The organism is Tannerella sp. (assembly GCF_030528505.1).
Lineage (GTDB): Bacteria > Bacteroidota > Bacteroidia > Bacteroidales > Tannerellaceae > Tannerella.
Genome location: NZ_JAUMYS010000076.1, coordinates 1 through 13,716 on the forward strand (window position 1 = coordinate 1; position 13,716 = coordinate 13,716).

The window sequence follows — 13,716 nt, forward strand, 5'->3', positions numbered from 1 at the left end:
GTCAATTGTTAATGGTCATTCAGCAGTCAGCGGTCAGTCTTTCGGGTGTTGAGTTGTTGAGTTGTTTATAGCCCTTCGGGCGTAAATTAATTGTCAATGGTTAATTGTTATTCAGCGGTCAGCCATCAGCTTCAGCATTCAGATTTAACCACAAGTTTCGCAAGTTTATGACAAGTTTCACAAGTTTAATTTGCGTTGATTCGCGGTTATTTGCGTCATTTGCGTTCGGATAAACAACTAAACAATTCAACAAATCACCGCCCGCAAGGTCTCCATTTTTCACTTTTCGTTTTTCACTTTACGATCATTCGCGTCGTTTGCGTTCGGATAAACACCTCAACACCTCAACGCCCGAAGGGCTATAAACACCTCAACTCTTCTCCAGTTCTTTGGCGCAGGCGTCGAGGGCTTCGTACCATTCGTTTCCGAAACAGCGGATCAGCGGTTCACGGAGGAAACGATAGACAGGCATGCGCTTGTGTTCGCCCAGCACTTCGGCCGCACGACAGATTTTCCAGCGGTGGTAGTTGACGGCGCGGAAATGTTTGTGTTGTGTGATACGTACGGGGTAGAGGTGGCAGGAAATCGGCTTCATGAAGTCGATACGTCCTTCGCGATACGCTTTTTCGATGGCGCATTTGCACGTGCCGTCGGCGTCGTAATACGTGAAGACGCAATCCTTGCCGTCGACGATCGACGTGACCATGTCGCTGTCCGCGTCGATACACGCGACTCCCTGACGGTTGATGACCTCCTGCGCTTTCGGAGAGAGGTCATCCCATACTTCGGGCAGAATCCGGCGGAGGATGTCGAACTCTTCCTTTTCGAGCGGTGCGCCTGCGTCGCCTTCGACGCAGCATTCGCCTTTGCATTTGGCAAGGTCGCAGAAGAATGAGCGTTCAATCAAGTCGAAGCTGACTAATGTATCGTCGATTTGTATCATCGGATAATGGATAAAAAGTGTGTTCACAGGCCGATCTTCCGGCCGGCCCGATGACACACACCCTTTTCTGTTTTTACGTTGAAATGCGTTTACTGAGACTGTCTTAATCCTGAATCAGGTTCTTGCCCGTCATCTCTTTCGGCTGTTCCAGCCCCATGATATGAAGCAGCGACGGAGCCACGTCGGCCAGAATACCGTCAGCGACCTTGGCCGCCTTGTTCTCGGTCACATAGACGAACGGTACCGGGTTGAGCGAGTGCGCCGTATTCGGTGTGCCGTCTTCGTTGAGCGCGTGATCGGCATTTCCGTGGTCGGCAATCACAATCACTTCGTAACCGGCTTCTTTGGCCGCTTCGACTGTTTCTTTCAGACAGGCGTCGACGGCTACGACCGCTTTCTCAATGGCTTCGTACACGCCCGTATGTCCCACCATATCGCCATTGGCGTAGTTGCAGACGATGAAATCGTATTGGTTCGTGCGGATCGCTTCTACGAGCTTGTCTTTGATTTCGTAGGCGCTCATCTCCGGTTTCAGGTCGTAAGTAGCCACTTTGGGCGACGGCACGAGGATACGGTCTTCGCCTTCGAACGGCTTCTCACGGCCTCCGTTGAAGAAGAACGTTACATGCGCGTATTTCTCCGTTTCGGCCATGTGCAATTGTTTCAGCGACTTGGACGACACGTATTCTCCCATCGTATTTTCCACATTATCCTTGTCGAAAAGCACGTGCATGTTTTTAAACGTCGCATCGTACGGGGTCATGCAGAAATATTGCAGGTTAGGAATCGTTTTCATGCCTTCTTCGGGCATATCCTGTTGCGTCAGTACGATGGTCAGTTCTTTGGCACGGTCGTTGCGGAAGTTGAAGAAGATCACCACGTCGCCCGGTTTGATGCGTCCGTCGACAGTCGTATTGACGAGCGGTTCCATAAATTCGTCCGTGTTTTTACGCGCTTCCGAATCCGAGTCGTAGCAGTCCTGTACGGCCTGCACCATATCCGTCACCGGTTTACCTTTGCCTTCCACCAGCAAGTCGTAGGCCATTTTGACGCGATCCCAACGCTTATCACGATCCATCGCGTAATACCGTCCGATGATGCTGGCCACCGTACCCGTCTTTTCCGCGCAGTGTTTCGTCAGTTGTTCGATAAATCCTTTGCCGCTTTTCGGGTCGGTGTCGCGTCCGTCCATAAAGCAGTGCACGAATGTGTTTTGGATTCCGTACGTATGAGCGATGTCGATCAGCTTATACAGATGGTCGAGCGAGCTGTGTACGCCTCCGTCCGATGTCAGTCCGAGCAGATGAAGATTTTTACCTGTCGTACGGGCATATTCGTAGGCGCGGACGATGGCCGGATTTTCCAGAATGCTGTTGTCGCGGCAAGCCTTGTTGATCTTCACGAGGTCTTGATAAACTACGCGGCCGGCGCCGATATTGAGGTGTCCGACCTCGGAGTTACCCATCTGGCCGTCGGGCAGTCCCACATTTTCGCCCGAAGCCTGAAGCTGCGAGTTCGGATACGTTTCCAACAGATAGTCCCAATAAGGCGTGGGCGTGCACGAAATCACGTCGTCTTTCTTCTTGTCGCCGATTCCCCAGCCGTCACAAATGATTAATATCGCTTTTTTACTCATTGATTTTTTGAATTTGGTTTGTTTTTTGTCTCTATCATTCAGCCGACAAAGGTACGATTTTTTTTGGACATCGCACCGCGGCCTGAATGAACAATTACGAATGACGATGCCTTGCGGGCGGTTGATTGTTTTCGTTTGATTGTTTTATGAATATAAGGGAGAAACCACGTATTTGCCCTTCTTTGTGCCGAGGTGAAATGACTATGGTTTGCATCGTAGAGACGCAATTCGCCGCACGATGCGCTGCAGGTTTGTCCCTACGTAACGACTGAACGGAGAGTGCTGATGGCGGAATGTTAAACAGAAAAAACTCTTCCAAACTGAAAATTGAGTAATTTACTCATTGACACGAGATATTTTAAGTCATACCTTTGCGGGGTCGATGATCAACAGAAAAATCGGACACAAAGGGAATTAAAAAACAAAGCATAACGATGATGAAACATTTGCGATACATGATATTGTTCTGTCTCTTGCAAGCTCTTCCGGCAGCCTCGCAGCAAACGGCCGATTCGTTGCTTACTCTCTTCGAACAGGAGCCGTCACCTTCCAAACGATTACATGCGGCCAACCGGCTGATGACGTTCCTCTATGCGCAGCGATCGTCGGAGTGGAAGCATCCGTTTACCGCGCATACCCCGGAAGACAGTCTCCGGATGCTCGTCTACCTCGAAGCAGGCACGTATTTCTATGAACATTCGGCCTTCAAGCCAAGCATCGACTGCATGAAACAATGTTACCGATGGGCGAAAGCGCTACGGGATACGGTTACGCTGACGGATGTGCTGCACGTTATCGGCGCGTCGTACACCCGTCTGGGCATATACGATCAAGCCTTCGAACACATGCAGACTTTACTGACGATCGCCGAACAGCGAAACGACCCGGCTATGTTGGGACGAGCCTGTAACAGCATGGCCAACCTCTGCCATCATATGCGAAACGATTCATTGGCCCTTACCTTATATATAAGGGCGGTAGATATAGCGCGCGCGCAGAAAGACGAGTCGGCGCTGTCCGCCCGTCTGGGTAATTTGGGAGGCCTGCATACCGAGATGCAGCAACCCGAAAAGGCGCTGCCGCTGCTCGAAGAAGCGTTGGCCCTCGACACGAAAAACGGATGGACGGACAAGATACCGATCCGGCAATTGAGTATCGGGAATACTTATCTGCAAATGAGCAAATGGAAGGAGGCCGAAAGCTATTACCGTCAGGCGATCGAAACCCTTCGGGAAACAGCACGGGATAAGGTCACGCTGGCCATCGCCTACGGACAGTTAGGATGGTTGAAACAACTTACATCACGACCGGAAGAGGCTGCCGCCTATTATAAAGAAGCCGAAAAAATAGCCCGCGAAACAGGGGCCATAGATATCGAAAGAAGCTGTCAGGAAGGCTTGTATACGATCTACAAAGAAACGAACCCGGCGCTGGCGCTCCGCTATATGGAAAGGAACTTCGCACTCAGCGATTCGCTCTACCGCATGGAAACGACCCAACAGATGAACAACCTGAAGATACAATACGAAACGGCCGAGAAAGAACTTCACATACAGAAACAACAGTCCGAAATCGAACGGACGAAGCTGCACCGCATGCTGTTTGCTCTTTCGACCGTATTTGCCCTGCTGCTCTGCGGCATGCTCTACCTGCTGCTGCGACAGCGACGCAAGCGAAACCGGCAGCTGGCCGAAGCCAACGCGACGAAAGATAAACTCTTCTCCATCATCTCGCACGACCTCAAAGCGCCGGTCATCGCACAGAAAACAACGCTCGACACCCTGATCGCCAACTATGACGCCTACGAAACGGACAACTTGCTGGATTATCTGGAACGTTTCCGGATGGCGTCCGAGTCGCAGATGGGACTCTTACAAAACCTGCTCAGCTGGGCACAGGTACAGACGGGAAGGGCAAAATACGCTCCTATCCCTTTCGATATCACGCGAACGATCGCCGAAACAGCCGATCTCTACGGTATCTCGTCCGAAAACAAACACATACGCATCACGACCGAGATGCCCGAACGTTGCTACGTCATGGGCGACCGGGAAATGATCGCGACCGTGCTGCGTAATCTGATCAACAACGCCGTCAAGTTCTCACACCCCGACAGCGAAATACATCTCTCGGCCGTCGACCGGCCGGCATCCGTCCGCATCAGCGTAAAAGATTCGGGCACAGGCCTGACGGAAACACAAGTCGAAGCCATACGCGGAGGGGTAGTATCCGGCGGCTCGTCGGCCGGTACACAGGGTGAAAGAGGCAGCGGACTGGGACTGATTATCTGTAAAGACTTCCTCCGCCGCAACGGTAGCAGCCTCGTAATCGAAAGTCGCAACGGCGAAGGAACCTGCATGAGTTTCGAACTGAATAAAGTAAATTGCTGAAAAACGCAGAATTGTTGTATTCTTTTCCCGCAGGTATGAATCTTCGAAATTTACGTTATCTTTGTGAGCACATAAACGCATCTACTATGAAAACAATCTTTTGCGTCATACTTTTGTTGTTCTTCTACATCGATCGTGTTTGGGGAATGAATCATATCGATTCTTTGTATGCCGAATACAACCGTACTACATCATCTGCTCGTATAGCGATAGCTAACCGCCTGTACGAAGAGCTGTACCGTAGGGAACACATCGATACGCTGATGCAACTCTCCGGTAAAATGGAACGATCGGTGGCCGATGCTTATATGATGGAAGCCATGAGTGAGTATTACTATGACTGCGGTGAGTTCGCTCAATCCATATCGGCTGCTACAAAAGCCGCGCATATCTTTGAACAGAGGCAGATGAACGAAGATGCCGCTACATGCTATTCCGTACTCTGCATCGCTTATCATCGTATTGGTAATATGGGAGAAGCCCTGAACTACGGGCGTAAAAATTACGAGTATGACCTCCAAACCGGCGACGATGATCGACTCAGTTCATCGCTCAATAACTTAGCCACGCTCTATCTGGGAAACAGACAACCCGAAATGGCCGAAAAGTATATCTTGCGCGCCATCGAAATAGAACAACAATTGGATCGTCCGCGTAAGTTGGCTACACGTTTCGGTATTGCTTCGGAGATTTATACGGCTCTTGGACAGTACGAAAAAGCCGTCGAGATGGGGGAAAAGGCATATCGTCTCGATATTGAGGGTGAGCGTGAGCTGCAAGCGGCCAAACGTCTGTCGCAGATTGCGGCGGCATATGAGGGGTGGAATAAAATAGATCAGGCCGAAACATATATCCGGAAAGCTATCGGATTATTGCAAAAACATAACGAACAAGTTTCACTCACCATCAGTTACAATCTGCTCGGACGGGTACTCCGACAGAAACGGGCTTTTCACGAAGCGCAAACCAGTTTGCTGAAAGCGGCTGCAATGGCAGAGCAAACGCAAAATTCAATCCAATTACTTAAAGCATACGATGAACTGGCTGAACTGTTGGAGTCGGATTTACCTCGTGAGGCGCTTAATTACAAAAAGAAAAGTTATGACCTGCAACGAAAAATATTCAGAGAAGAGTCGGAAAGACAAATGAATAATTTCAGTGTGCAATACGAAACGGCTGAGAAAGAACTTCACATACAGAAACAGCAGTCCGAAATTGAGCGGACGAAGCTGCACCGCATGCTGTTTGCTCTTTCGACCGTATTCGCCCTGCTGCTCTGTGGCATGCTCTACCTGCTGCTGCGACAGCGACGCAAGCGAAACCGGCAGCTGGCCGAAGCCAACGCGACGAAAGATAAACTCTTCTCCATCATCTCGCACGACCTCAAAGCGCCGGTCATCGCACAGAAAACAACGCTCGACACCCTGATCGCCAACTATGACGCCTACGAAACGGACAACTTGCTGGATTATCTGGAACGTTTCCGGATGGCGTCCGAGTCGCAGATGGGACTCTTACAAAACCTGCTCAGCTGGGCACAGGTACAGACGGGAAGGGCAAAATACGCTCCTATCCCTTTCGATATCACGCGAACGATCGCCGAAACAGCCGATCTCTACGGTATCTCGTCCGAAAACAAACACATACGCATCACGACCGAGATGCCCGAACGTTGCTACGTCATGGGCGACCGGGAAATGATCGCGACCGTGCTGCGTAATCTGATCAACAACGCCGTCAAGTTCTCACACCCCGACAGCGAAATACATCTCTCGGCCGTCGACCGGCCGGCATCCGTCCGCATCAGCGTAAAAGATTCGGGCACAGGCCTGACGGAAACACAAGTCGAAGCCATACGCGGAGGGGTAGTATCCGGCGGCTCGTCGGCCGGTACACAGGGTGAAAGAGGCAGCGGACTGGGACTGATTATCTGTAAAGACTTCCTCCGCCGCAACGGTAGCAGCCTCGTAATCGAAAGTCGCAACGGCGAAGGAACCTGCATGAGTTTCGAACTGAATAAAGTAAATTGCTGAAAATAAAACACCCCTTTACTTATACAGAAAAGATATGGACGCCTTACGTATTGCATTGGTAGATGATCACGAACTTTTTCGTCTGGGAATACGCACCACACTTCGCGAAAGCGATACGCTTACACTGCATGTGGCATATGAAGCGGAATCGGGCGCAGCGTTTTTTGCCTTACTCGAAAAAGAAACACCTCCGGATATTGTGCTGCTGGATATTATGCTGCCTGACATCTCCGGAGTCGAAATTGCACGACGCCTGAAAAAAAATTACCCTGCCGTCAAAATCATCATCCTTTCGTCCGAAGTGTCGGAAGAACTGATCACCGAACTGTTGGATATCGGCGTAGACGGATATATGAGTAAGCTGGGACGACAAGAAGATCTGTTGAGAGCCATCGGGACGGTCTACCAGGGCAATCCGTACTATGGTCACAGCGTCTCGAAAATGATGTACGATATCTATCTGCGGCAACGTTACATGCCGGAACAGCCGAAACAGAAAAAAAGATTTTTTTGTCGTAAAAATCAGGAAACCAGAGTATTTAATACTCCGCTCTCGGAAAAAGAAATCATGGTACTCACCCTGCTGGGCGACGGGCTTTCGATCAAAGAGATTGCAGCTGAAATGAAGGTCAGTCCGCGTACCGTCGATACGCACAAAAGTACGATTCTGAACAAACTGGGCTTCACACGCAGTGTCGATCTGATCAAATACGCGATCCGGGAAGGAATCGTAAAACTGTAATAGCTCAAAATCAGGCATTCTTGTCCCGCCCTCTTTCTTTTATCCGAAAGCAAGCCGGATCTAAACGAACCATGAGACGATACTCGATACAGCAGTCATCCTGACGACGGCTCACATGTTTTTTAGAGGTTTATGCATAACGGAACAATAAACCGAAAAGAAATCAGTTATTTTATAGATAGGATAGACAGTGACAGAAAACGTGAGAAGACAGTACAAAATTTACTTATTATGGGTGGGGACAGCATTGCTCTTGCTGGGAGCGTGCAGTACGAAGAAGAATACGGCGGCCAGTCGCCGGTGGCATGCTTTTACCGCCCGATATAACACGTATTTCAACGGTAAGACTTCGTTCGACGAGCAGTTGGCCGACATGCACAACAACTACAAGGAGAATTATACCGAACGCATCTTCCTCTATCCGATCAGCGCCAAACCGAAGGACAAGAACGAGACGGGCGGCCCGTTCGACCGTGCGATTGAGAAAGGAAATAAGGCGATTAAACAACATTCTATCCGAAAAAAGCCGACACGCAAGGAAGGATGGCGTAACGACCCGAAACAAGTGGCGTTACAAAACAAAGAAGAATACAATCCGTTCCTGAAACATTGCTGGATGCTTATCGCACAGGGTCAGTTCTACAATGCCGACTTTTTGCAGGCCTCGGCTACATTTTCGTACATCGCCCGTCACTATGCCACAGACAAGGAGATGGTCGCTGCGGCGCGGATCTGGCAGGCACGATGCTATGCCGAACTGGGTTGGCTCTACGAAACGGAAACGGCGCTGGCACGCCTGAAAGAAAACGGCTTCCCGGCATCGAACCAAAAAGAATATGACCGCGTTTATGCCGATTACCTCGTGAAAAGCGGACGGTTTGAAGAAGCCGTTCCGGAATTGCAGAAAGTGATCGGGCAGGAAAAGAATCGCCGCCAACGTACCCGCATGCGCTACCTGTTGGGACAGTTACAGACGGAATTGGGACAACACGAAGCAGCCTATCAGACCTTCGGCAAGGTGGCTTCCTCGAATCCTCCGTACGAGATGGAGTTCGCAGCGCGTATCCGGCAGGCCGAAGTTCTTCCGCCCAGCCGTTACCCGCAAGTGCTGAAGATGCTGCATCGCATGGCCAAGAGCGACAAAAATAAGGACTTTCTCGATCAGGTCTATACGGCTATCGGGAATGCGTATATGAGCCGCGGCGATACGGCCAACGCGATCACGAACTATGCCCTCGGCATCGAAAAGAGTACGCTGGGTGGCCTTGATCTCGCCATCTGCCAGATCAAACTGGGCGATATCTATTTCGCGCAAAAGGAGTACGTAAAGGCGCAACCCTGTTTCAGCGGAGCGCTGAGCGGCATCCGGAAAGAATATAAGGATTACGAGCGTGTGGCACTGCTGTCGGCCGTACTCGACGAACTGGTCGTACATGTCGAGGCCGTGCATCTGCAAGACAGTTTGCAGGCGCTGGCCAAGCTGCCGGAAGCAGAACGGCTGGCGGTGATCGACAAAATCATCGAGGAAGTAAAGGAAAAAGAGAAAAAAGAAGCCGAAGATGCGGAACGGGAACGCTATCTGGCCGAGCAGGAAGGAAGAGGCAGCGGCTTCGGTCAACGTCCGAACATGCAAGCCAATCTTCAGTCGCTCTCGGTCAATTCGGGAGGTAGCTCGTTCTACTTCTACAACGACCAGACCGTGGCGCAGGGCAAGACACAGTTCCAGAACAAATGGGGCAAACGCGTCAATCAGGACGACTGGCGTCGGCGTGACAAGGCAATGAGTATGGCCTCTCCGCTCGAGAACCAGCACGTAGGCGAAGAGAGCCGGATGGAGTTCGATGAAGAAGGCAACCCGATCGAGGCGCCCGCGGATTCGATGCAACTGGTAATGGATTCTCTTTCGTCCGACCCGAAGTCGCGCGAATATTATCTGCAACAAATCCCCTTCTCGGAAGAAGATGTGGAGGCCTCGAACATTATCATTGCCGACGGGCTGTTCAACATGGGCATGATCTACAAGGACAAGTTAGAAAACAAACAGCTTTCGGTCGAGACATTCAGGGAACTGGAGCATCGTTTCCCGGAAAACAAATATCGGATGGATTATTACTTCCAGTCGTATCTGATGGGGCTTCGATACAAAGACAAACCGTTAGAAACGGAATACAAGAACAGATTGATGCAGGTATTCCCCGAAAGCGATTATGCCAAAGCCGTGGCCGACCCGAATTACGAATACAACATCCGTATGATGGACCGGGTACAGGATTCGCTCTACGAAACGACGTATAATCGCTACTTGGCGAACGACACCTCGTTCGTACGACGCAGCTACCGCCATTTCGGCAAGACGTATCCGCTGGCCACGCTGATGCCCAAATTCATGTTTATCGAGGCGCTCACGTACGTACAGTCCGGCGATGCCGCCGGCTTCAAAGACGCTTTGCAGAAACTGGTCGAGAAATATCCGTCAGCCGATGTGACGGAGCTGGCCAACGAGATGCTCAAAGGCATTCTGCGCGGCCGCAAACTGGTGCAAGGCAATATGACGGGCATGAAGTGGAACCTGCGCTTCGGACTCGACGAGTACGGACAGCTGTCGGCCGCCGACTCGGCTCGGCAGTTCGTCGACAACCCGCAGTCGCCACACCGTATGGTCTTACTCTATCCGACCGGCGCCGTGGACCGCAACCAGTTGCTCTACGCGGTAGCGGCGTACAATTTCGCCCACTTCGAGGTCAAGAGCTTCGACTTGAGCATGGAAGAGGCCGGATCGTTCAGCATGTTGATCGTAAGCGGATTCAACAGTCTGGAGGAGACGCTCGAGTATTACACGATGATCTACGCGCCGGACGGATATGCCTCGGCCATCGACCGTGCCGTGTCGTTCTTCCCCTTCTCCGACGAAAATTACGAGACGCTCCTGCACGGCAAGACCCTCGAAGAATACATGACATTCTTTGCCGAGAATTACGGAGCGCAGGCTCCTGAACTCGTAGCCCGCTGGCGGATGCAGGTAGCGGCCGATGAGAAGGAGACGGCACGCGAAGATATCGCGGTGGAACAGGCGGCCGATATGGTCACCGAGATACCCGAAGCGCCCGAAAAGGAGACGATCCCGCAAAAAGAAACCATAGAAGAGATCAAACGATCGGAAGAGGCCTCCATCGAAGAAGAACAGGAACCTGTCAGGGAAGCGAAGGAAGAGGCCGAGCGACAGGAAGAAAACATCCCGGAGGTCAAGGAGCAAGAGGAAGAAAAAATAGAAGAGGAAGCTGTCACAGAAGAAGAACGTATCGTTCCTCCAGACACGGCCGCGACGGCGCAAGATTCCGTTCTTGTGAAGCCGAGAGAAATCACCCTCGAATATTTGGAGAAGCGTCGTGCACAAGTTGAAGCAAAAGAACGCCTCGAGCAGGAAGAAAAAGAAAAGGCGCTCGAAGAGAAGCGGAAAGAAGCAGCCAGGCAGAAAAAGCAACTTCTGAAAGAGCGTGAGGCTCTCCGTCGCCAAAAAGCGAAGGAAGCGAAGGAACGACTGAAGCAGAAAGAAAAAGAGCGGAAAGCAAAGGAAAAAGCCAACCGTCAGCGTCAGAAAGAAAAAGAAGCGGCACGCAGGGCAGCACAAAAAGAAAAGGATGCTGCCCGCAAAGCACGCACACGGAAGTAAGAAAGCGGTTTGATTTAGCTTCGAACGTGATAAGATCCGTCCGATGAACGGATTGCTTACAACCAGCCAAAGCACCGAGAAAGGGTTAAATATTCATAATCAGGATGTCGCTATTTATTGGCAAGGACAGGCAAGAGTCTACACGCAAGAATGTCATATGTCTCATAAACAACAAATAACAATACAATATCCAATAAAACTCACCAATGTACAGCATCCGCATTATGTTAATATAAGTACACACAACCGCATTCTACTATTAAAACAATTAACTTTGCAGGCAATTAACAGCAACAATGTCTATTCAACATACTTTTAGAGAATCGTATAATAATAAAAAACATTATGAAGAAAAAAAGACTTTTATTTCTGTTTATGTGCCTATGTGCCTTAACCGGCCTTAGCGCACAAGATACCGAATTCTGGTTTGTAGCACCACAATCCGGGATTTCAACGTTGAACAATGGAGGATTTGTGTTTACAAATACCTCTCAAGTTAATTCGGCAAGGGTTACAATTACCTATTACAAATCGGGGCTTACGGAAACGATCAACATTGGCCCCGGCGAAGGAGCGCGTCGTGTCATCGACCAGCCTTTCTCCGCAACGAATGTGGAGAATATGATGATCGATGCCGGAAACGTGGTAGCCGGAGGTATCCACATCGAATCGACAGAACAATTGATCGCCTATTATTTTTTCGATGCCAATGCAACAAAAGATATTTTTGCTCTGAAAGGCAAAGCTGCATTAGGTACGAAATTTTTTGTTCCGCAAACAACCGACGGTTTTTATATCAATGGCGATCCGGGAACAGGAAACAGCTATCCCCATGCTTTCGATCAGATCGACATCGTTGCCACAGAGGATAATACAACCGTTACCGTTACGTTGACGCGGGACTGTGTAAAAGAATATAATACAGTCACTGGCACTGCAACCGCAGATATTCCTGCGGGAACGTATACGGTAACTCTACCCCGCAAAGGCGACGTGATTAAATATTTGGAAAAAGGACATGGTACACCGGGCGTATTCAATACGCTCGCCGGAACAAAAATAGAGTCAGATAAACCAGTTGCCGTATCTTCGACCGAAGAGGTAACCAACCACGATATGATTGCCGATCAAATTATTCCGGTAGATAAAGTCGGTACGCTTTTCCCAATTGTTAAAGCATTTTCGGATAAAGGAGGGGCTACGACCGGATGGCCAAGCTATTCGGATGATCGTGTTTATATTATGGCTACGGAAGACGGAACAGACGTTAAAGTCAACTTACCCGATGGCACAAGTCAAACATTGGCTTCCGGTCTGAATGCCGGACAAGGTACCTCGTATTCGATGGGAGATTTGCACACGGCTCCCTATGCCGTAAGTATTAAAACGACGAAGCCTTCTTATTGCCTTCAAACTACGGCGCAAAGCTATCACCCCGGAGGTGCCGTACTACCCAGTATCTACAGTGTATCAGCAAGTAAACTCTCTTTTTATCAGTTTCCGGCTCCCGGGCCAACTGAGAGAAATGCCATTTTTCTGGTATTTCGGGATACGTGCGAAAAGTATTTCGAGATCATGTATGGAGGCAATATCTACAATTTGATGGAACACTGCGGAATCCCTACTGTAGGTGCGACACCGGCACAGACCGGTCGGGTACCGGGTATTGCCGGCTGGAGCTATTTGCGTGCCACCCTCCCGGTGGCAGCCGATAATCAAGTGATCACGATCTCCAACTCCGAATCCGTATTCTCATTAGGATATTTTTCAGGAAGTTTGGATCAGGTTTATGCTACCTTCGGGTATCTATCGGCATTCGGTGATTGGAAGTTCGATCCGGATACAATTTATCGTTGTGCGGCTAAGCCCAGACCTGTCACTCTGATGGGAGGATATGCGGCCAATTATAAATGGACCTTGCCGGATAGCAGTATTCGACAAGGAGCCGACCTGAGTGTACTGAAAGCCCGCACACCGGGGATGTATATCCTGGAAATGGATCAGGAATTTCAAACATTGACCGATACCTGCTGGGTCATTGATTTGGCTTTCTCCGCATCGATTAAGCGGAAGCCCAATAAACCGGCCAAGATCAGCGTGCCGCAACAATTCGGTATCACTGCCAATCCTTCGTTGGCCAGCATGCTAAAATATCGGTGGACCTTCGAGGGCGGAACACCTTCCACTTCGGTTGCGGCAAGTCCCAAAGTTGTTTGGCACTCTACGGGGCCTAAAAAGGTCACGTTGCACCTTTCTGCTACAGCCGGTTCGGGGGCTAACGAGGTGACTTGCGACACGACTC

General features: G+C 50.2%; 7 protein-coding genes. 5 read left to right on the forward strand and 2 right to left on the reverse strand.

Annotated features, from left to right (window positions below):
* Window positions 1–370: 370 nt before the first annotated feature.
* A complete protein-coding gene (locus tag Q4A89_RS10420; protein WP_303185385.1) occupies window positions 371–943 on the reverse strand; it encodes a DUF3109 family protein in 573 nt (190 codons plus the stop codon).
* A gap of 103 nt (window positions 944–1,046) precedes the next feature.
* Window positions 1,047–2,579 carry a 2,3-bisphosphoglycerate-independent phosphoglycerate mutase gene (gpmI, locus tag Q4A89_RS10425; protein ID WP_303185386.1) on the reverse strand — a complete coding sequence of 511 codons (1,533 nt, stop codon included), beginning with the start codon at window positions 2,577–2,579 and terminating at the stop codon, window positions 1,047–1,049.
* 434 nt (window positions 2,580–3,013) lie between these two features.
* On the opposite strand from gpmI, the gene Q4A89_RS10430 reads away from it, so the two are divergent.
* The 5 genes from Q4A89_RS10430 to Q4A89_RS10450 all read left to right on the forward strand — a co-directional run.
* Window positions 3,014–4,969, forward strand: coding sequence for a tetratricopeptide repeat-containing sensor histidine kinase (locus Q4A89_RS10430; protein ID WP_303185388.1), 1,956 nt, complete (start codon window positions 3,014–3,016; stop codon window positions 4,967–4,969).
* Window positions 4,970–5,055: 86 nt separating this feature from the next.
* Window positions 5,056–7,002 carry a tetratricopeptide repeat-containing sensor histidine kinase gene (locus tag Q4A89_RS10435; protein ID WP_303185389.1) on the forward strand — a complete coding sequence of 649 codons (1,947 nt, stop codon included), beginning with the start codon at window positions 5,056–5,058 and terminating at the stop codon, window positions 7,000–7,002.
* A 34-nt stretch (window positions 7,003–7,036) separates the two neighbouring features.
* On the forward strand, window positions 7,037–7,744 hold the full coding sequence (locus Q4A89_RS10440; RefSeq protein ID WP_303185390.1) for a response regulator transcription factor: 708 nt from the start codon (window positions 7,037–7,039) through the stop codon (window positions 7,742–7,744).
* 202 nt (window positions 7,745–7,946) lie between these two features.
* A complete protein-coding gene (locus Q4A89_RS10445; RefSeq protein ID WP_303185391.1) occupies window positions 7,947–11,414 on the forward strand; it encodes a tetratricopeptide repeat protein in 3,468 nt (1,155 codons plus the stop codon).
* 345 nt (window positions 11,415–11,759) lie between these two features.
* The coding region (locus tag Q4A89_RS10450; protein ID WP_303185393.1) for an IgGFc-binding protein at window positions 11,760–13,716 on the forward strand (1,957 nt) is incomplete at its 3' end.